The 21,124-nt window shown below is 42.6% G+C and carries 18 protein-coding genes and 1 pseudogene; 7 read left to right on the top strand and 12 right to left on the bottom strand.

Features of this window, described 5'->3' with window-relative positions; all coding sequences use genetic code 11:
* Nucleotides 1-8 precede the first annotated feature (8 nt).
* Both ACX1N5_RS04775 and ACX1N5_RS04780 read left to right on the top strand, forming a co-directional pair.
* Nucleotides 9-1,481, top strand: a complete 1,473-nt coding sequence (locus tag ACX1N5_RS04775) for a TolC family protein (protein WP_131379887.1) — start codon at nucleotides 9-11, stop codon at nucleotides 1,479-1,481.
* A 427-nt stretch (nucleotides 1,482-1,908) separates the two neighbouring features.
* Nucleotides 1,909-3,753: an autotransporter domain-containing protein gene (locus ACX1N5_RS04780; protein WP_458800422.1), complete on the top strand. Its 1,845-nt coding sequence runs from the start codon at nucleotides 1,909-1,911 to the stop codon at nucleotides 3,751-3,753.
* A gap of 64 nt (nucleotides 3,754-3,817) precedes the next feature.
* Here ACX1N5_RS04780 and ACX1N5_RS04785 read toward each other — a convergent pair whose 3' ends face one another.
* From ACX1N5_RS04785 to rbsK, 8 genes and pseudogenes are all read right to left on the bottom strand, one after another.
* Nucleotides 3,818-5,251 carry a hypothetical protein gene (locus tag ACX1N5_RS04785; protein ID WP_458800420.1) on the bottom strand — a complete coding sequence of 478 codons (1,434 nt, stop codon included), beginning with the start codon at nucleotides 5,249-5,251 and terminating at the stop codon, nucleotides 3,818-3,820.
* 12 nt (nucleotides 5,252-5,263) lie between these two features.
* Nucleotides 5,264-5,953, bottom strand: coding sequence for a prepilin-type N-terminal cleavage/methylation domain-containing protein (locus ACX1N5_RS04790; RefSeq protein ID WP_131379881.1), 690 nt, complete (start codon nucleotides 5,951-5,953; stop codon nucleotides 5,264-5,266).
* Nucleotides 5,954-5,963: 10 nt separating this feature from the next.
* Nucleotides 5,964-6,335, bottom strand: a complete 372-nt coding sequence (locus ACX1N5_RS04795; protein WP_131379879.1) for a prepilin-type N-terminal cleavage/methylation domain-containing protein — start codon at nucleotides 6,333-6,335, stop codon at nucleotides 5,964-5,966.
* Between the two features lie 6 nt (nucleotides 6,336-6,341).
* Nucleotides 6,342-6,815, bottom strand: coding sequence for a pilus assembly FimT family protein (locus ACX1N5_RS04800; protein ID WP_131379877.1), 474 nt, complete (start codon nucleotides 6,813-6,815; stop codon nucleotides 6,342-6,344).
* Complete coding sequence (locus tag ACX1N5_RS04805; protein WP_416224461.1) at nucleotides 6,809-7,186, bottom strand: type IV pilin protein; 378 nt, start codon at nucleotides 7,184-7,186, stop codon at nucleotides 6,809-6,811. The genes ACX1N5_RS04800 and ACX1N5_RS04805 overlap by 7 nt, the downstream gene beginning before the upstream one ends.
* A pseudogene (locus ACX1N5_RS04810) lies at nucleotides 7,171-7,228 on the bottom strand (hypothetical protein); the annotation flags it as partial. The pseudogene ACX1N5_RS04810 and the gene ACX1N5_RS04805, both read right to left, overlap by 16 nt.
* 298 nt (nucleotides 7,229-7,526) lie before the next feature.
* The gene (locus ACX1N5_RS04815) at nucleotides 7,527-8,012 is read right to left on the bottom strand and encodes an Lrp/AsnC family transcriptional regulator (RefSeq protein ID WP_131379873.1); all 486 of its coding nucleotides are present in this window, start codon (nucleotides 8,010-8,012) and stop codon (nucleotides 7,527-7,529) included.
* Nucleotides 8,013-8,219: 207 nt separating this feature from the next.
* Nucleotides 8,220-9,161, bottom strand: a complete 942-nt coding sequence (gene rbsK / locus ACX1N5_RS04820) for a ribokinase (protein ID WP_458800418.1) — start codon at nucleotides 9,159-9,161, stop codon at nucleotides 8,220-8,222.
* Between the two features lie 164 nt (nucleotides 9,162-9,325).
* Between rbsK and ACX1N5_RS04825 the strand changes: the two genes are divergently transcribed.
* Nucleotides 9,326-10,312 (top strand): ion transporter, encoded by a 987-nt coding sequence (locus tag ACX1N5_RS04825; protein ID WP_131388097.1) that lies wholly within the window; start codon nucleotides 9,326-9,328, stop codon nucleotides 10,310-10,312.
* 291 nt (nucleotides 10,313-10,603) lie between these two features.
* Here the strand turns inward: ACX1N5_RS04825 and ACX1N5_RS04830 are convergent, their stop codons facing one another.
* The gene (locus ACX1N5_RS04830) at nucleotides 10,604-12,703 is read right to left on the bottom strand and encodes a TonB-dependent receptor (RefSeq protein WP_458800416.1); all 2,100 of its coding nucleotides are present in this window, start codon (nucleotides 12,701-12,703) and stop codon (nucleotides 10,604-10,606) included.
* A 61-nt stretch (nucleotides 12,704-12,764) separates the two neighbouring features.
* Nucleotides 12,765-13,169 carry a DUF2946 domain-containing protein gene (locus ACX1N5_RS04835; RefSeq protein ID WP_458800414.1) on the bottom strand — a complete coding sequence of 135 codons (405 nt, stop codon included), beginning with the start codon at nucleotides 13,167-13,169 and terminating at the stop codon, nucleotides 12,765-12,767.
* Nucleotides 13,170-13,265: 96 nt separating this feature from the next.
* Between ACX1N5_RS04835 and ACX1N5_RS04840 the strand changes: the two genes are divergently transcribed.
* On the top strand, nucleotides 13,266-14,633 hold the full coding sequence (locus ACX1N5_RS04840; protein WP_458800412.1) for a PepSY-associated TM helix domain-containing protein: 1,368 nt from the start codon (nucleotides 13,266-13,268) through the stop codon (nucleotides 14,631-14,633).
* 59 nt (nucleotides 14,634-14,692) lie between these two features.
* Here the strand turns inward: ACX1N5_RS04840 and ACX1N5_RS04845 are convergent, their stop codons facing one another.
* Nucleotides 14,693-15,781, bottom strand: coding sequence for a transcriptional regulator (locus tag ACX1N5_RS04845; RefSeq protein WP_458800411.1), 1,089 nt, complete (start codon nucleotides 15,779-15,781; stop codon nucleotides 14,693-14,695).
* Between the two features lie 372 nt (nucleotides 15,782-16,153).
* Nucleotides 16,154-17,116: a lipoyl synthase gene (gene lipA, locus ACX1N5_RS04850; RefSeq protein ID WP_458800409.1), complete on the bottom strand. Its 963-nt coding sequence runs from the start codon at nucleotides 17,114-17,116 to the stop codon at nucleotides 16,154-16,156.
* Nucleotides 17,117-17,550: 434 nt separating this feature from the next.
* Between lipA and ACX1N5_RS04855 the strand changes: the two genes are divergently transcribed.
* From ACX1N5_RS04855 to ACX1N5_RS04865, 3 genes are read left to right on the top strand one after another with little or no spacing between them, the layout of a single operon-like run.
* The gene (locus tag ACX1N5_RS04855; RefSeq protein WP_131379858.1) at nucleotides 17,551-18,513 is read left to right on the top strand and encodes a thiamine pyrophosphate-dependent dehydrogenase E1 component subunit alpha; all 963 of its coding nucleotides are present in this window, start codon (nucleotides 17,551-17,553) and stop codon (nucleotides 18,511-18,513) included.
* 26 nt (nucleotides 18,514-18,539) lie between these two features.
* Nucleotides 18,540-19,559, top strand: a complete 1,020-nt coding sequence (locus tag ACX1N5_RS04860) for an alpha-ketoacid dehydrogenase subunit beta (protein WP_458800407.1) — start codon at nucleotides 18,540-18,542, stop codon at nucleotides 19,557-19,559.
* Between the two features lies 1 nt (nucleotide 19,560).
* Nucleotides 19,561-21,117, top strand: coding sequence for a 2-oxo acid dehydrogenase subunit E2 (locus ACX1N5_RS04865; protein WP_458800405.1), 1,557 nt, complete (start codon nucleotides 19,561-19,563; stop codon nucleotides 21,115-21,117).
* The last annotated feature ends 7 nt before the right edge of the window (nucleotides 21,118-21,124 follow it).

A 21,124-nucleotide genomic window follows, 5' to 3' on the forward strand; every position in this document is an offset into this window, starting at 1 on the left:
ATAATAAAATGCAAAAATCGCTGTTGGTAATCGCCATGGGGAGCATATTGCTCGCCGCATGTAGTCCATTGCAAGTCAAACTGGATTCGAAAGTCGCTGTGCCTACACAGTTTGAACACGTTGCGGCGACTCCTGATGCAACTGATGTCTCACAGTGGTGGCTCACATGGCATGATTCTGTACTGACACAGCTGATTCAACAAGGTCTACAAAATAATCACGATTTGACTGCTGCACGAGCAAACTTGCAGGCGGCACGTGCCAATGCAGCATTGGCATTGGCTGATCTGGGGCCAACGGCTGGCGTATCTGCTGGGGTAGATGGTCATCATGCCCAAGTCAATAATCCACTTAGCCCACAAACCCGCAAGATGCTATCGGGTGTAGGGGCTTCTGGTTTAAACCGTGATGATTTGAATATTACAGGGCACAGTGAACATGCTGGTTTTGCTGCAAGTTGGGAACCTGACATTTTTGGGGGTAAACGTAGCGATGCCGATGCCGCCAGATACGCCAGTATGGCGGTAACCCAGCAGTGGTATGCTGTGCAGATGCTACTTGCGAGTGATATTGCCGACAATTATTTCAAAATGCGAAGTTTACAAAAGCGTATACAGATTGGGCAAAATACCCTTGCTAGCTTGACAGAACTTCGCCGTTATATTGACGGGCGTTTTAAAGCAGGGCAAGTCACCGATTATGATGTACGTGATGTTGAAATTAAACGGGAGAGTTTAAAAGCTCAGTTGGCAACTTTACAAGCACAGGCAGATGTCTATCAGCGCAATCTGGCCGTGTTGACAGGGCAGTCGCCACAACAGTTTCATGTGCCAGCATCGGTAGATATTTTAAATCATATTCCTGCATTACCCAGTGGTGAAACTCCCTTATCCGTGTTGAATCGCCGTCCAGATGTGCGTCAGCAATATGCCTTGATTCAGGCATCCAGCGCGCAACTTGCTAGTGCCAAAGCCGATTTGTTACCACGCTTTAATATTCAGTTTATTGGGCAAACTGGACAGGTACGTTTGGATAGCAGCACACCTGAACTGAAAGGTTTTGGTGGGCTGATCAGTGCAGGTGTCAGCTTGCCGATTTTTACTTCAGGTCGTATTCAACGCAACATAGAAGTACATGATGCTCAAGCTCAAGCAGCGTTAGCACATTATGATCAACTGGTATTGAAGTCTTTGGCGGAAGTCGATAGTGCCTATCAGTTACAAAGCAGTTTAACGCAGCAAAATCGCTATTTGGCGCAAGCCTCGCAGCAAGCCAGTGTTCAAGTCAGCAAATCTAGCCAGTTGTTTAAATTTGGCAATATCACACTCGATAAAGTTCTGTTAGCACGCATCAATGCACAAGATATACAGGATCGACTGGTACAGGCACGGTTAGCTGAAGCTGAAAATATGCTAAATGTCTATAAAACGCTGGGTGGTGGCTGGCAGGTAGAACAAACTTCAGCTCATAAAAATCAATAGAGGCTTATCCAGTTTTGTAAGTCATTTGAAATCAGGACAAAAAGATCAATCAGCCAAATAAGTGGATTGATAAAACCAGAGTGTTGGTATGGTTTGGAGAGTAGGTGGCTTAGATTAGTCAAATCAGTAGATCGCTGACGATTATTGTAAGCAGTTTTAACCTTATTTCTTCCCTGATAATACAATTTAATTTGATAGAGTCTAGATATAAGTATATGTTTTAATTTATTAAATACAAACCAGATTAAGGGTGTTTGAGTTAGCGTACGTGAATTTAATTTGATGCTGGATTTGACTGACTGCCCATGTCATAAAAAACGATAAATAGACTAAAAAGAACATATTTAAATATGTTATACATTAAAGCATTGCAAAAGCATGATGCTGGCAATTTTTAAAACAAAAACATCATTCAGAGGATAGGGCAATGCGGATAAGAAAATTATTATGGCTTGCCACCACAAGCCTGATGTGGCTTGGGGTAACACAAGCACAAGCAACCAGTTTTAACAATGTTGTAATTTTTGGAGATAGCCTTAGCGATGGGGGGAATTTTTCATTAAATCAATTTAGTACGCAGAATCGATTTACGACTAACCCTGGGTTAACAGCGGCAGAACTGGTAGCGGAAGGTGTCGGCACAACCACATCCCCTTCAGTGCTGGGTGGAAGTAACTATGCTTGGGGTGGGGCAGGCGTTGTCAATAGTCTTTATCCTGTTCCGACTTTACAGCAACAGTTAGCACTATACCTAGGTTCAACGGGTGGAACAGCCAACCCAAATACTTTATATGAAGTGTGGGGGGGAGCTAATGATATTTTTGGTTTACTCGAAACATCAGGTATTACTCAATCTCAATTGATTACAGGAACAACAACAGCAGCCAATACAGAATTAAGCTTGTTGTCGTCGTTAAAGCAGGCTGGTGCCAATTATGTGGTGGTGTATAATTTACCCAATATGGGACTGACGCCTTCAGCATTGGAATCAGGTACTACAGTTGCGGGCTATTTCACCCAACTTTCTCAGTTATATAATTATAATTTAAGTAACGGTTTAGACAATTTAAGTGCTTCGGGATTAAACATTGTTCCCGTCAATGTTTATGGTTTGCTTAGTGAGGTTGTTGCCAACCCAGCCGCCTATGGCTTTAGTAATGTCACCAATGAAGCCTGTGGTTTAAATTCATCATCTGTTGCATGTGGTCCTGCTGGTTCAGGGGCACCTTATACTTATGCTGCAGGAACCAATCAAAGCTATTTGTTTGCTGATGGGGTACACCCAACTACGGCAACCCATCGTTTACTGGCACAGGCCGTTTTGGCGGAACTCGCTGCACCTGGGCAAATGTCTTTATTATCAGAAGCTCCACTCGCGATTACAAAAGCTCAGTATCGTGCAGTGAAAAATGAAATGCTCACCGATGTAAATGGTGGTGAAACTCGGGTGTTTTTTAATCTGGATTATAATCACCAGAAACTCAAAGCTTCAGACAGCTCACCTCAGTTAAATAGCAATAATGTCAATTTTACCTTTGGTTCAGATGCTCAGATTAACCCCGATTTTTCGGCTGGGGTTGCTATGAGTTTAAATCAGCAAAATGGTAATTTCTCTAACAGTCAGGGTAATTATAAATTATTTGATGTCAGTGGTTTGGGTTATGGTATTTATCATAAAGGCAATGGCTATATTGGTGGTTTTGCCAATGCAGGCAGCTTGCACTTTACCGACATTAAACGTCAGATTCAACTTGGTACAGCAGTGCGCACAGAAACTGCAGATGCACAAGGCTATCATGTTGGTGGTGGCTTAGATGGAGGTTGGTGGCTCAACCTAAATGACTTAAAAACAGGACCTTTTGTTCATTTAGAATGGCAAACTATTAAAGTAAATGATTTTTCTGAGCATGGTGCGGACAGTACAGCAATGTGGTTTGGGAAACAACAGCGCGACTCGTTTGTTTCTAGTGTGGGCTGGCGTTTAAAAGGTGACTGGATGTACCGAGATGTTAAAGTTTCGCCATTTGCCGAGGTGGCCTGGAATTACGATTCTCAAGCTAACAGCCACGATGTTCGTGCAGGTTTAAATAGCATGGGCGGAAGTTTTGTACTTTCAGGTTATACACCAGACAAAAAATGGGGTAGTGCAAGTCTTGGTTTAACTACACAATACACGCCAAATCTTTCTGCATGGGCAAGTGCCAATGGTGAATTTGCAAATCATTCAGCAGATAATCTTGGGGTAAATTTGGGTATGAAATATTCATTCTAATCTAATGTGTGAAATAAAAAGAGATCATCAAATGATGATCTCTTTTTATTTCTATCTTGTTTATTTACATATATTTAATAAATCGTAGGCCATTGGCATAAGTATAACTTGGAATCACTGAAGAACTCGCAGCGGTACTATTGCTGAGGTCAATACTAATATTACCTGTCATTTGCGTGGTGTTGGTTGTTCCTGCAATAACGAGATTACCTGTAATATTAATGGTTCCTGTACCTGTAAACTTACCTGATGCACTACCTGTGCCTCCTGCGCCATATGAGGCAATAATATTGCCGTAATAATTCAGAACAGCATTATTGGCAGCATCAAGGGAGAGCTGATTATTGGTCAGGAATAAAATATTGGCAATATTTCCTGGGAAGGTTGCAAAACCTGTCTTGAAACTACCATCAGAGTTGCAATATTGTGTAGGAATATTTGCAGCAGCCGTTGTGCCACATACGCGAGTCAAATGATCTGTATTTGTTGTGGAGTAGTAATAATAGGGTGCGTAGTTATTAATCGTTCCCTTGTTGGGTGAAGTTACAGTAATACTACCTTTAGAAATGATGGTATTGACCAGAGTTGAGCCTGCTGCCAGATTAATCACAACATCAGTATCAAACCATAATACACCGACTGGTAAAGTTTTAGATGGGTCAATCGTCCAAGAGGCACTGCTTGAGTTATAGCTAATACCACTAAAACTTGAACATGAGATACTGGTTGGCGTGCTTACAGCGGTTGTTCCAGAGTATAGATTTAATTTATTACAGGTTGCTCCTGATGCTGTAAATTGATAATTTGAATAAGGTTTTAGATCATCAGCAGTAATAAAGGTCGTTGGTGTATAAGCTACAATTTGAAGGCCATTGGCTAAAAGAGAAGAGTTGTCGACAAATTGTGTACAACCAATATTCGCACATACTTGTCCACTATATGTTCCACCAACAGAAAGCGTAATTGGGTTGGTAGAAGTATTACCTGTAAATTTAGCACTTCCTGCCGTTACGAGACCACCTGCAAACACTGAACCTGTGAGTGTTGTTGAACTAAGTGTCGTTGCTTTTTGATAAACAGTGCGTATGGTTGCAGATGCACCACCACTACTGGCTGTCACATCAAAACAGTACTGGGTTACTGCACCAGTTGGGCAAGTTGCAGATTTGGCATAGGTTGCAACAGTCGAGTTTGCTGTCCCTGTCAGTGTTCCATTTTTATCTGTGATTGTCCCACCTGTAATGGAGGAAATCTGAGTATCTGTTTTACTATATAAAAAATTAGATAGAGCTTTGACACCAATGGTACTTCTTTCTTCAGCCTGAGTTTGTGCATGTGAAGTAATGGCGGAGTCCTGCAAACCTCTTAAGGTAATAAAGACACCCAAAACGATAATAACGAGAGAAAGGCCAATCAGCAAAACAAACAGTAATGAGGCAAAACCCTGCTGGTGGCGTACTTTTTGTTTTTGAGAAACAAGATTAACTTGATTATTCATCACTTCCACCATTTATCTAAAGTTAAACAGGCAGGTTTGATTATTCACCTGATTTTGAGTCGTACCACTACCTGCATAAACATTTGCTGTGAGTATCACTGCGTATGCACCACCATTGTTCAGTGAGTTACTTACGCTATATGGATTACAATTTGTTGTTGTAATCACTTTTAAGCTCGCCATAGCAAGATTGGTGTCGCTGACAGGAACAAGAATAGTCGGTGTTTCTGTAGATGTGCTTGCAGGTAGTGCCAAACTACTACAGCTATAGCCAGCGCCATAATAAAATAGTCCACTGCCAGTATGTGTAGTTGCAGTCGAACTTGTACTTAGCGGGTTATCTTTATTGCTGATAATGAGTGCCTGACAGGTTGAAGTATCCGATTTCCATACCAAACTACTTCCTGCAGTACCGACAGCAACTTGTGTGCCAGAACTATCGTAGGCGGTCAGTGTTGTTCCATAAGAAGATGTTACGCTTGAGTTTGCACCATAACCAATCCCTTGCAAAATTTTATCTGCTGTTGCTAGCCCAAACATCACGCTACTATCGCTTTTTGCACCTGCTGATGAATTTCCTGCGACATGCACAACAGATACATAAGCTCTTAAAATCGCCAGCGCAATAACTGTAAAAATGAGCAATACAATTAAGACTTCGATCAGTGAGAACCCTTTTTGAGAAAACATTTTATTTTTCATAGTGATGTCCTCAAGGGCTAATGGTAATAGGACTAGGAATCAAGCTGGTCGTTGTACTGTCTGTAGATGACACCGAAATTGATGGCGATGTTACAGCAACATCAGACGCTGATAAACCATTTGCTGAAACCGTATAAGTTGCAGACGATGACGTACACGGTGTAAGGGCAGTGGTACTGTTAATGCTGATACTTGATGACGACGTGCAGCCACCATTTTGTAAAATGTAACGCATTTTACTTACGGTGAGTAAATGGATATTCATATCTCGTTGAGTGACATTGGCACGTGCTAAAAGATAAGCACTCCCTAGCCCGATCACCATAAGTAACAGCAGTGAAATAAGGACTTCGAGTAAAGTGAAACCATTATTTTTTTTCATGATCAATCACCTTAAAACGCCAGTTACGCTTTGAGCTGAACTAGCAGAAATGGTATAGCTAGAACAGGTATTGTCAATCGTCGCAGGAGTGGAGGAATTTAAAAGTTGAACAGTATTGTTGAGTAAAATTTTTGAACTACACGCTGTTGGAAGTGTAATCGTTGTATCTTGATCAAATGAATCATTCCAAATCGTTGCACTACTACTATTGGTGACGGTGACTGTTTTGGCTGTATTATTAATGGTAATCGTTGCAACAGTTGGGTTAGTTGCATCGCTTAAAACTTTATTGGGATTTCTCAATGCTTCAGTTTTCGATTTATTAAAGGCTTGGGTCAAAACGGATTGTGCTTTTGACACATGCGCAGTTGCGATCCATGATCGCCCCAAAGGAGCGATTGAGGCAATAATAACGGCGACAAGAGCTAATGTGATGATTAACTCGATCAGCGTTATGCCTTTTTGATATAACCCTACCATGATGTTAGCCCGCCACAGCCTGTGCCTGTATCAGCAATCGTTTTGGTATTGGTATTGTTCAGTGTCAGGGTACATCCAGCATTGATCGTACCAGTTTTCCCAACAGCTTTAAGTGTGTAATACACAACAGGCGTACCTGAGCCTGTTGCACTGGCATTTAGGGTATAGGTGAAATTGGCACTCTCTGCAGGAGTCCAGGTGATTCCATTATTGGTCGAAATATAGTTTTGTGCATCCTGATCTGTGGCTGTTGTTGCAACATATTTAAGGTTGCGTTGGTAAAGATTTTCAACAACCAGACTTAAAGAAGTCAGGTCAGTCATTGCTGAACGAACATGAGATTTAACGACGTATTTTTTATAAGTAGGCATTGCAATTGCAGCTAAAATCGCAATGATGACGACGGTGATCATGAGTTCTAATAATGTAAAACCTGTTGTATGACGTTTCACTGCTGTTCCCCTATAACTTTAGCTTCTTATTAAAATTTTATCTCTATGTTGAGTGATACAATAAAATTAGTCGATGAATGGATAGAAATCGGCGATAAAATGAAATTTTTTATAAAAACATGAACTTATTTTATATAATTTTGAATAATCATAATGCTGCAATAAATGATGAATGTTCTCGATGAACGAGACTTCTGAAAAATGACTCATGACTCATCTTATTTGAAATGAAAGCCTTGAGTCATTATTGGACTGGATATTAATCAATCAGCATGAGATCCGCTGTATTTTCCAACTTTAAAGGGCGCAAGGCAAAAATAGAACGTGTATGGCGAATGCCTTGAATCGAATATAACTTTTTACGCAAGAACTTTTCATAATGCTCGGCATCTTTGACGGCAACTTTGACTAAATAATCATAATCACCTGTGACTAAATGTGCTTCGATGACTTCGGGAATATCTGCAAGTGCTTGGCTAAATTGTTCTAAAATTTCATCATCATGGCGTTCTAGCGTAATTTCAATAAAAAACAACTCGTTAATCCCAATGGCTTTGGGGTTAATGTTGGCGGTATAGCCATCAATAATTTTGAGGGATTCGAGTCTTTTTAAACGTGTCCAACAGGGTGAAGAGGACAGCCCCACCTCTTCAGATAACTGTGCAACGGTTAAGCGTCCATTATGGCGTAAAGCCGATAAAATTTTCCGATCTATTTTATCTAATGTGTATTCTGTGCTGTTCATAAATTAAACTTTGGAAGAATTTTCTGAAAAATCAAAATATATCCCATTTTTATTTTGTTAAACCAAGAAAAAGCTCAAAAATCGGGAGACATTTTTCAGTTATTCACTATAGACTTGATTTATAAGATCAAAGTCACCTGGGTAATGTCTTTGATTCTACAAATAGCACCTTTTCAGGAAGGGTGCCTTAAAAGGTGCTATTTGTTCTCAATCTTGCTCTTTGAGTTCTTCTAAAAATTCATCAATTTGTACACGCCAAGGAATGGAAGGTTGTGCGCCTGCATGGGTGACTGCCAATGCCGCTGCTGCACTGGCAAAATAGCTGGCGTCAAATAAGTTTTGACCTTCGAGAAGTGCTGTCATTAAGGCGCCATTAAAAGTATCACCTGCACCTGTGGTGTCAAGAGCATGTACTTTAAATGCAGGGATATGTTGCCCCTGACCATGTTGACTCAGCCAAATGCCTTGTTCGCCTAGCGTAATAATCACCATACCAATGCCTTGCTGATGCAGATGCTGTGCGGCTTGTTCTGCGCTTAGAAGATCATAGACTTGAATCCCCGTTAGTGCAGAGGCTTCAGTTTCATTGGGGGTAATCAGATCAACTTGTTGCAAAAAATCTTCAGGTAATGGCTGCGTTGGCGCAGGGTTAAGCACCACCATGGTATTAGCGGCTTTGGCAATCTTGACGGCATCAATTAAGCTTTCAAGAGGTGTTTCCAATTGTAGTAAAAGCGCATCGGTACAGCGGATTTTTTCAGCGTGTTGAGCAACATATTGCGGACTTAAACTTGCATTTGCCCCTGCGTAAATTCCAATGCAGTTTTCAGCTTGGCTGTTGACAAAGATGAGGGCAACACCCGTATTCTGCTCAGGAATCTGACAAACTGCTTCTATATTCATACCATCTTGAACAAACTGCGCCAAAATGTCTTGAGCAATCGCATCACTACCTAAGCACGCAAGAAATCGAGTGTTGGCACCACTACGGCTTGCAGCAACAGCTTGATTTGCACCTTTGCCACCAAATGCCAGTTGGTAGTGGCTGCCAGTCACAGTTTCTCCAGCTTGTGGAAACTTCTGCACATTTAAAAGATGATCAACATTAATACTGCCCAATACGACCAATTGTTTATGATTGTTATTCATTTTTTTTCGCTCAACAGTAAAGCCATGAGAGTCAGCATAAAGGATTTTTAATTGAGACAGAAGTAGCAAAAAATCAGGTAAATAAGATTGAAAGTTGCCGAAAAATTCCTCAAATTCTATAAGGAATTTGTTAATATCGAATTTTTCTTTTTCACGTCTCTACCATGACAGCTTTAGACCATTATCGGCGCACACGTCGTTTTTGCTATGACGTGCTGCATAATACTGATTACGATACGCCTGCAAGCCGCTATTTCAACTATTTGCTGATTATAATGATCATTGCAAACGTTTCAGCGGTTTTGGTTGAATCAGTCGATAATGTTTATCAAGCTCATGCGTTTTATTTTGATCGTTTTGAACATATTTCAATTGCAGTGTTCACAATTGAATATTTGCTACGACTGTGGAGTGTCGTTGAAGAAGACCTTGAAATTCCAGCATGGAAGCAAAGATCTCGTTGGCTTTTAAGTGGAGCTGCTATTGTTGATTTTTTAGCAATTTTTCCTGCGTATCTCAACTTTTTTGTTCATATGGATTTGAGTTATTTACGAATCCTTCGGTTGTTACGACTGCTGAAATTGACTCGTTATTTTGTGTCATTACAAATTCTGTTGAATGTCATTGAGCGTGAGAAAGGTTCATTTCAGGCGGTCATTTTTATTTTAATCATTATGATTGTGCTGGCGGCAGGTGGAGTCTACGCTTTTGAACATGAGGCACAGCCTGATGTTTTTGGCTCAATTCCACAAGCCATGTGGTGGGCAGTGGTGACATTAACTACGGTTGGCTATGGGGATGTAACGCCTGTCACCAATGCAGGAAAGTTACTCGGCTCAGTGATTATGGTTTTGGGGGTTGGTTTAGCCGCTTTACCCGCAGGTATTCTGGCAACAGGTTTAGCCAATGAACTCAATGTGCGTAAGGAACGTCTTGAGCAAGAATTTCGGGAATTGATTATCGAAAAAGACTTGGATTTGGTGAATGATGAAAAAGAAATACAGAAAATAGGGCGTATAGTAGGACTAAGAAAAGAGCACATTCATGAAATTCAGATGCAATTAATTCGAGAACAAATACTCGAAGAAACAGAACAAGAATTAAAACATTATAAATATTGCCCGCATTGTGGTGGAAAGCTGCATGATTGAATCAAAGTTGATTTTTGAGGTTTTATCATTTTGTTTGGTGAGGCATTTTAAATTTTTCGGGATTTATTACCAACGCAGCAACAACTGATTGGTGAAGAATACTGCTCATGAATCGCACGCCAAACGTAAACAGAAAGCCATCCTTACACATGGGTTTTGGTGACATCCGACTCTTATGAAGAACGTCTCAAAGTTTGTATAAATGGTTAGGGTATAAATCTTTCTAAGCGTTAGATATCCGATATTTAGAAGTCAATACGCGCCATCCTCAGAATAGCGCGTAACTAAAAATTAGAATGTCCAACTTAAAGTCAGTGTGGCTTTCAGAGGCTCACCTGGTTGCACCCAGTAATTGGTATAGCTCGATACATAATAGGTGCGGTTAAACAGGTTGCTGATGTTGAGCTGCACCCGCACGTCTGGACGCGGCAAGATATAACCACCCACATTCACCACAGTAAATGATGGTAAGGTCGTACCATTGTCAATGTAGTTGGCACTACGCTTGCCAAAGTAGTTGAGATTGCCTACCAGTCCCGCGGGATAATCTGCAATATGCAATTGATAATCTGCTGACAGGTTTGCTGTATGTTTTGGAATATTTTTTAGGCGTGCACCTTTGACATCGACCTCACTTTCAATCACCGAAGCTTGGGTCAAGGTATAGTTGGCACTTAACCGTAAATTTTGCGTGAGTTGATGCTGTAATTCGACTTCAAGCCCGTGGCTTTGTACATGTCCGCTATCCACATAACTGTCGCTAATGCCTTCAGTCAGTAAGTGGTGTTTATCCATATCAAAATAGGTCAGCCCGAACCAGCTTTTTGGCAAAAACTGGTATTTTGTGCCGATTTCCCAGCTTTGAGTTTTTTCAGGATCATACAGTTGATGGTTTTTATCTAAACCCGTGTTGAGCTCAAAAGATTTGCCCCAGTTGCTATATAGCGACCATTTTTTTGTCGGCTGATAATTAATTGCGACGCGTGGAGTAAACGGTGTAAATGCCTGTTTGGCAGAAATCCCTGTACTGTAATCATCAATCTGCTGTTGTAAGCGGTTATAACGTCCACCAAGGACAATATTCCATTGCTCATTCAGGAAAATCTGATCTTGTAGGTTTAGCCCCAACATGTCTTGGGTTTCTAAGCTAAATTTGGTGGTGCGGGTCAATGGTAAAATCATCTGACCATAAACAGGGTTACTAATGCTAATAGGGCTACTTGCGCCTGATGCACTTCTTCGTTGTAACTGGTCAATGGTGTAATGTCCTGCTTCAAAGTTGGCAACGACTTCGTGACGAATTGAATATGTAGAGAATTTGCCGCGTAAAATTTGCTGGAACTGGGTAGTTTCAGTTTCAAAATGCCGATAACGACGGAAACGGTTGGCAGTTTTCCCATCGCTACTGATGGATGAAATCTCGGTTGATGTACCTTCACGCTCGCCGTGTTCATAACTCAGCGCCGTAGTGCTGTCCCAGTTGTCATTAAATTGATGATTGAGGCGGAGTTGAACCATCTGATCTTTAATCTTGATATCGCCATCGCTCGGCTCACCGTAAAAGCTGTGAATACTGCCAAACTGACCGTTGACCATCGGAATACCACGGTCAAATACACCACTGTAATTTGCAAACTCGGTGTCTAAATTCAGTTGGGTCTGATCCGAAATTTTCCATGCGAGTTGTGGAGCAAGGTAATAATGCTGATTATCGACATGGTCTCGAAAACTTTGGTTATTTTCATAGGCCACACCTAAACGGTAGGCAAGGGCATCGTTGATCGCTCCTGTAGTATCCACCGAACCACGATACTGTTCTTCGGTGCTACCACTGACCGAAATTTCTGTTTTCGGTGTCCACTCGGGCTGTTTTGTGGTGATGTTCATGATTCCGCCAATTGCACCTTGTCCATACATGGCAGCCATTGGACCTTTCAGGAAATCAATCGACTGGATGTTGATCATATCGCGTGGTGCATGAATTCCATTCAGCGTACTCAAACCGTTACGCATGTAAATCGTGCCCATATTCGGGTCGGTACTAAAGCCACGAAATGAATAGTTATCCCAAAATCCGCCACCATAACTGTCCTGATACATCACGCCATTCACTAGCGCCAGGGCATCACTGACCCGTTGAATGTTGTAGTTCTGAATATCGTCTTTGGACACATGTGATTTGGTAAATGGCACTTCAAGTAGCTTGTGTTTAAACTGGGTAATCGCCTGAGAGGATGAATGTCGCTCATCCTGTTTTTCGGCAGATACGGTAATGATTGGTAAGTCTGAAACAGTATTGTCATCAATGCTGTTTGCAGCATTCACCGTAGTGGATAGAGACGCAGCAAGAATTCCCCAAGTGAGAGGGTGTAATAAAAAAATACGTGGCATAACGAAGCCTTTCAACAAAAGCAAAATAACGATGTGCGAAAAATTTTTCGCTTAAACAAAACTATGCAAGGTTGAAGGCAACAGGCGGAGCTCGCCCTTGGGGACAGAGAAATAAACGCCGTAGATAGAAAAACACATAACTGAGCGCTGCAAAGACAATCAGGCGTACCAGAATTTTGTCTTCGATCAGCGTCAGGCTTGGTTCAGTAATAGGCGAGAGATGATGGAATAGCTCACAGAAGTGGCAGTGCTGTAGCATTTTGTCATGTTGCTGTTGGGTTTGGGCATGCTCAGTCACTGAGGACATGTGCATGTTTGGCATCGACATATTGCTCTGTTCTAAAGCTGCACTGATTTGGGTACACACCATGTTGTCATGCATCATTTTTGGCATAGCCACTTGCCAAAACACAAGGTTTTGTAGCAAAAGTGCCATCAAGCCGAAAAACAAACCATAACGTCGCATGACTGAGTCTAAACCTAGACATTCCCCAAAAAGGTACACAGACTAACATGAGATTGATAAGATGCAGCCTATTTTTGCAGAGTGTTGGGCTGTTTTATGCAGAAAAATTCATCGCAAACGCGCTTTTCCAGTCAATTGTTACATGTGTTGCATGTTCAGCTTGGCGTACTGGTTGCGCCATTTATTTTTATTGCTGCATTGACAGGCGTGCTGTATGCACTGACTCCTCAGCTTGAGCACGTGGTGTATCAAAAACAGTTATTTGCTGTGCATGATCTGTCTCAGTCTGAACAAGCCCTCAGTTTGCAAGTTGCTGCGGCACAAGCAGTTCTGCCTGAACAAACCGTGATTACCGCCGTTCGCCCAGCGCCGCAGCCGAACCTGACCACACGGGTGTTGTATCTCGATCCGAAAGACCCTGAGCATAGTCATGCGGTTTTTATTAATCCGTATACGCTCGCTGTTCAGGGACAGCTACCTGTCTATGGAACAAGTGGTGTGCTGCCGATTCGTACTTTTTTAGATAACCTGCATCGTAACTTGTTGCTCGGTACATTTGGGCGTGCCTACAGTGAACTGGCAGCCAGTTGGCTCGGAATTTTTGCACTGACAGGGTTGTGGCAATGGTATCGTAAGCGTCAACAGATGAAGGTGACTACCCAGCACCCTCGGCAGAAAAATCTGCGCTGGCATGCTTGGGTGGGATTAAGTGTGTTTCCAATGCTACTGTTTTTCTCGGCAACAGGACTGACATGGTCAAACTGGTCAGGGGCAAATATTGCCAAGCTACGGCATTTGGTAAATAGCGATACACCAACACTGAACACGCAACTCAGCCCTATGTCTATGCCGATGGATGCGCATGCTGAGCATCATATGCCGATGCCAATCTCAGCTCATCACCAGCCTTTAGTACTGAAAAACTTTGATGTGATTGAAAAACTGGCGCAGCAAAATGGTTTAACTTCTGAATATCTGCAAATTAAACCAAGCTATAGCAGTGACAAAGCATGGACGATTGAGGAAATGCGCCATCGCTGGCCTGTGCAGGTCGATGCGATTGCGGTGGATATGCAGCAGCAAAAAGTAGTTGATCAAATCGAATTTTCCAAGTTTCCACTGTCTGCCAAGTTGACCCGTTGGGGAGTCGATGCTCATATTGGAGTACTGTTTGGCTGGGTCAATCAACTGGTGCTAGTACTGAGTGCTGCATTGATTTTGGGGTTGGTGGTGTTTGCGTATCGGGCATGGTGGAGCTATGCACACGTACGTTCGACCTTACAGCATTTAAACCGCCAAGTTTTTCGTTTATGGCAGTCTGCAAATACAGTACAGCGTAGTACGAGCTTAGTGACCTTGACGATACTCTATTTTCTAATGCCTATATGGGTGCTGAGTGTGTTGGCACTACAAATCATGTTGTGGTTATTGAATTTGAGGAAACCAGAAATATTGGCAGAATAAAAATAAACCCACCAATTTGAATCTAAAAATTGGCAGGCTATCAATCTCTTTTTGACGGTTTAGCTATGACTGAGTAATGCTTGTACTTTGTCTAAATAAGGGCTGTCTTCAGGTAAGATTTCCAGTAAGCGTTCAATCGCATCAAGACGTTCAGGAGCGCGATTGACCAAATTCAACAGCAAATTTGCATCCTGACAGTGATAAATATAGTGACTCAAACGGGCATCGAAGGCATCGCGCCATGCCCGTAAAAATGGGCTATCAGTTTTTGGTAAAAATTCGCCTTTATATAGATTAAAGACTGTTTGCATATAGCCCGCATTCAAGGCTTTTTCTGCCATGAGAAAGTCACATTGGAGTTCACAGTTCAGGCGATAACAACGTGACTGAATCCCACCTTTGAGTAAATGCCGTAACTGCGAAATTTCGGCTTTGAGTGTAGTTAAACTGACTTCTCGGTCGCCATATAAAGCATAGTGCAGTTCATCAAGCTGAATTCCCGCAGGGCAGAGTGCCAAAATACATAAAATTTCAGTTTGGCGTTGGGTCACAGTGAGAATAGTTTGGTTGAAGCTGATTTGTGGTGTACCAAACAGATTCATTGACAGGCAATCTTGTTGCTGCGCATGAAACACTTGACTGAGTAACTCAGCACAGCGTTCCACTGCCAATTTACCCAAAGCGCTATGTTTTTTATATTTGGCAGATAAATTCATAATACCATAATATTGCTTGGTTTTTTGGTCAATAATCGGTGTAGCATAACAGACCCAGTCACGTACACTATTCATGCTGTTTTCATGTGAATAGACACAACTGGTTTGATGGGTATTTAGCGCTATGCCAATCGCATTGGTACCGACAGACTGGGTTGACCATTGCCCACCTTCAACAAAATGCACTTGCTCGGCAGAGGAGCGCATGACTTTACTACTCCATGCCCATAGCAGTGTGCCACAACTGTCCGTGACTCCAATGGCCATGCCTGCCTCATCGGCAATGCTGGCAAGCTCATGTTGCCCTTGCTGAATACTGCGTCCAAATAATGAAGACTGCCAGTTTTGCTCTAAATTGAGGAGTGGTGCAGCAGTTAAAGAAAAAACCGAATCAGCAGATGTGCCCGAAAAACGTGTGTGTTGCATATCCATGTTGTTATCCTTAAAAGGATGGGACACTGAGCTCGTATCCGTTGAGCATTTTGCATGTCCCATCACAGTTTTGTGCATTCAATTTCACTGAAAAGAAACAGCTTTGTTGTGATTTAAAACAGAATTTTGCCTTGGTATTTTTACTGTTTTAGAATCTTATGCAGCTTATCTTCTAACACCAATTTATAGCAGATCGTGGCATGAGTTTGCTCAAAAAATGTTAAAAATTTTCGATGCCTTGTGAAATGTAAAATGAAGCACTTGTTTTCTCAGGGTTTATGAGGCGCTATTGATGTTTCACAGATGTCTTTGTTGCATGCCTTGTTTAACTTTTGCTGATAATGCAGGTCATGCATAAAATGTCAACAGACCCTAAAGAATAGGCAAGGTTTCTCCCAGATACTGCTTGTCGGCAAAGTAACTGGAACGAACCAATGGGGCGCTCCATAGGTTAAAAAACTGCAAATGTTTGCCATGTGCCTGATAACGCTGGAACTCGGCAGGGTCGACAAAGCGTTGAATCGGAGCATGTGCAGGGCTAGGCTGTAAATATTGCCCAATAGTGATCAAATCTACAGCATGGTCTTTCAAATCATTCAGTAATGCCAAAACCTCAGCTTCGATCTCACCTAAGCCGACCATCAAGCCACATTTGGTTAAAACATCAGGGCAGCGCTGCTTAAACTGCTGGAGCAGGTTGAGGGAGTGCTGATAGTCTGAACCTGGGCGCATGGCTTTATATAACCGTGGTACGGTTTCGATATTGTGATTAAACACATCGGGCGGGCAACGACTTAAAATATCCAGTGCCAACGGCATACGTCCACGAAAATCGGGAACTAAAATTTCAATCCGCGTTTGTGGGCTGTGTGTGCGAATCGCGGTCATACAATCCACAACATGCTGAGCGCCACCATCGGCCAGATCATCCCGATCCACCGAAGTAATCACCACATAATTCAGATTTAAACGTGCCACTGTTTCAGCAAGGTGTTCGGGTTCATCTGTATCAAGTGCCAACGGGCGACCATGTGCCACATCGCAAAATGGACATCGCCGCGTGCAAATATCACCCATGATCATAAATGTGGCTGTGCCACTGCCAAAGCATTGTGGCAGGTTGGGACATGCGGCTTCTTCACACACAGTATGCAATTTTTGCTGGCGTAATAAACGCTGAATGCGCTTAATTTCTTCTGGGTCACTGATTTTACTACGAATCCAGCGTGGTTTTTCGGGCAGGTGATCACTTGGCATAATTTTAATGGGAATACGTGCCAGTTTCTGTGCACCACGTAATTTCTCTCCCTGTGCTGGTTTTATATTTTGTGGCATTTAAAACATATCCTTATGTGATTTAAATTGATTAATTTGCTCGGAATAAATATAAATAATTCTATTGTTAAAATAAAATATCATATTTATTTAAATGGCAGCATTTTAGATTATCAGACAAAGGTTGGTTGAAGGTTTGTTTTTGTAAACAATTGATTGTTAATAAAAAATTACATTTATATTTAATGATTTAAATCTTTGTTTTATTTATATTTTATTTAAAAATAAACCAGATTTTTTTTTAGTCTAATATGAAAATTTAGGGTTTTGATTTTATATAAATAGACTTTTTTGTCATTGTTTAATTCTCTTTATTTTTTGCATGAAGGGAAAATTAAATGGGTTTGTGAAAGAGTTTTAATATTGATGATTTAAATAAAATCATCGAGTTAATTTTATTTTAAAGACAATTTTAAAATATAAGGGATATGGACATGCAGCTTACTGAAGAGCAATTACTTGCCGCATATAAACGTATGCGGGATATTCGTGAGTTTGAAGATCGACTTCACGAAGAAAATACCAATGGTGATATTCCGGGGTTCATTCACCTATATAGTGGTGAAGAAGCGGTTGCGGTGGGTATCTGTGAAAATTTGACCGATAAAGACTACATCACCTCGACCCACCGTGGACATGGGCACTGTATTGCCAAGGGCTGTGATATTCACGCCATGATGCTGGAAATCTTCGGGAAAGATGATGGTTTGTGCCGCGGTAAAGGCGGTTCGATGCATATTGCCGATCTGGACAAGGGGATGCTCGGCGCAAACGGGATTGTGGGCGGTGGTCCTCCTTTGGCAATTGGTGCAGCGTTGACAGCGAAAACCCTGAAAACAGGTGGTATTGGTTTGTCCTTTACAGGCGATGGTGGTTCCAACCAAGGCTTGACTTTCGAAGCCATGAATATGGCAGTGGTGCTGAATCTTCCTGTTGTTTTTGTATTTGAAAACAATGGTTTTGGTGAAGGTACAGGACATGACTACGCGGTCGGCAGTAAAGATATTGCAGGGCGTGCAGCAGGTTTTGGTTTACCTGCGGTCAAGGTCGATGGTACAGACTTTTTTGCCGTGTATGAAGCTGCGAAAAAAGCCATTGAGCGTGCGCGCCGTGGTGAAGGCCCAAGCGTGATTGAAACCGTGACCAACCGTTTTTATGGGCACTTTGAGGGTGATCCGGGATTGATCCGCTCCAAAGAAGAAGTGGACTATGTCAAAGAACATAAAGACCCACTGAAAATTTTCCGTAAAAAAGTCAAAGGTAAAGTCGATGTTGCCAAGCTGGATGCGATTGATGCTGCAGCGAAAGCCAATGTAGATGATGCAGTGGCGAAGGCTCGTGCAGCCGCTTACCCACAACCAGAACAATTACTCACTGACGTTTATGTTTCCTATTAAGGGAAAAGAGTTAAGGGAATAGCAAGATGCCAAATAAAAGTTATCGTAATGCTGTGAAAGAAGCTATTGAGCTGGAAATGCGCCGTGACCCGACTGTGGTGGTGATGGGTGAAGATGTTCGTGGTGGACATGGTGGTAAAAATACTGATGAAAATAAATTAGAAGGTTTTGGTGGCGTATTGGGCGTGACCAAAGGGCTATGGACAGAATTTGGCTCGGAACGTGTGATTGACACGCCAATTACCGAGTCTGCATTGGTGGGGATGGCAGCAGGTGCATCGGCAACAGGCTTGCGTCCTGTAGTTGATTTGATGTTTATGGATTTTTATGGCGTCTGCCATGACATGCTGTATAACCAAGCTGCGAAATTCCGTTACATGTTTGGTGGTAAAGCCAAAGCTCCAATGGTCGTGCGCGGTATGATTGGTGCTGGTTTCTCTGCGGCTGCGCAGCATTCTCAGTCACCGTATAACGTCTTTACTTCTGTGCCAGGCTTAAAGGTGGTGGTGCCATCTAGCCCTTATGATGTCAAAGGCTTACTGATTCAGGCGATTCGTGATGACGACCCAGTGGTGTTTTGTGAGCACAAAATGCTGTATGACATTAAAGGCGAAGTCCCAGACGAAGCCTATACCATTTCATTTGGCGTAGCGAATTACACTCGTCAAGGCACTGATATCACCATTATTGCACTCAGTTTGATGGTACATCGTGCCAATGAAGTCGCCGACAAACTGGCAAAAGAAGGTATTTCAGTGGAAGTAGTTGATCCGCGTACTATTTCACCTTTGGATGAAGAAGGTATTTTGGAATCGGTGGCATCGACAGGGCGTGTGGTGATTGTGGATGAATCGGCAGCACGCTGTGGTTTCGGGCATGATGTTGCTGCCCTGATTGCACAAAAAGGTTTCCATTATTTAAAAGCACCGATTGAACTCGTCACCCCACCGCATACGCCAGTACCATTTTCACCTGTATTAGAAAAAGAATGGATGCCAAGCGTAGAACGAATTGAACAGGCAGTGCGTAAAGTATTGGAGGCTTAGGATGAGCGAAATCAGAACCTTAGAAATCCCGAAATGGGGATTGTCGATGGAAGAAGGTACGATTGCACAATGGCTGATTCAGGAAGGTGACAGCTTCACCAAAGGTCAGGAAATCTGTGAAATTGAAACCACTAAAATCGTCAATGTGTTAGAAGCTCCCTTTGATGGAACTTTGCGTAAAATTATTGCCAAAGATGGCGATACTTTACCTGTCGGTGGGCTGATTGCTGTTTGTGCAGAAACTGGTGTTTCCGATGCTGAAATTGAACAGTTTGTGCAGTCTTTAGGTGGGAAAATAGCCAATGCCACCCCTGTGGTTCAGACTGAAGCTGCCGTCGCGGCAACCGCACCGCAAGCTGAAGTTACAGCACAGCCTGTACCTGTGGCAAGTGCGACTGCGCCAGTCACTAAAGCACCTGCCACGATGCAAACGGGTTATGTTGTGCCTGCGGCATTGCAGGGCTTTCAAGCTGATGTTGAAGTTTTTACGACGCCACATGCACTTAAACTGGCTGAAAAATATAATGTGAATCTGGCAAAAGTTTCAGGCTCAGGGCGTGAAGGGCGTATCAGTGTTCAGGACATTCAAACTGCAGTGCGTGCGGCAGGTGGACAGTGGGCAGATGTAAAAGTTCAAGCCCAGCCCTCAGCTAAAGTTGCTAAATCTACTGCCGATGACAGCAAGGTTTTGGCAACGCCTGTTGCGCGCCGTTTGGCAAAACAGTGGGGCATCAACCTGCACGACTGCCGTGTGTCAGGTTCACGCGGACGCGTGTGTAAGGAAGATGTTGAAGCGCTGCATCATCGCGACAATCCAAGTACAACGTGTGCACAATCTTCTGCGATCAGTTCAGATGCTGCACCGAAAAATCAGGTCACTTCGATCGCCTTAAATGCTATGCGTAAAGCGATTGCTTCGCGCCTGCAAGCCGCGAAACGCAATGCCCCGCATTTCCGTTTAACGGTAGATCTCAATGTTGAGGCTATGCAAAACCTGCGTAAGCAGATTAATGACAGTGTTCCGCAGGTGAAATTATCAATTAACGATATGTTGATTAAAGCGGCAGCCGCAGCATTGCTCAAAGTACCTGAGGTCAATGTGCAGTTTGATGAAGCGACCCAGTCTATTTTGCAATTTGCTCAGGCTGATATTTCGGTAGCGGTGGCGATTCCCAACGGTTTAATCACCCCGATTGTGAAAGCTGCCAATCAAAAGTCACTGTCCGAAATCTCAACGGAAATGCGCGATCTGGCAACCCGTGCCAAAACTGGAAAATTACAGCCTGACGAGTTTCAGGGGGGCAGTTTCAGTATTTCCAATTTGGGTATGCTCGGGATTAAACAGTTCGATGCAATTATTAACCCGCCACAAGGCGCGATTATGGCACTTGGCGCATCCGAAGCACGTGCTGTAGTTGAGCAAGGTGAAATTGTGGTTCGAGAAATGGTGACAGCGACCTTGTCCTGTGATCACCGTGTGATTGATGGTGCAGTTGGGGCAAAATTTTTGGCAAGCTTCAAGCAGTTTGTTGAAAACCCAGCCCTGATTTTGGTCTAGGAGAAGC

Source organism: Acinetobacter sp. ANC 4636 (assembly GCF_054454555.1).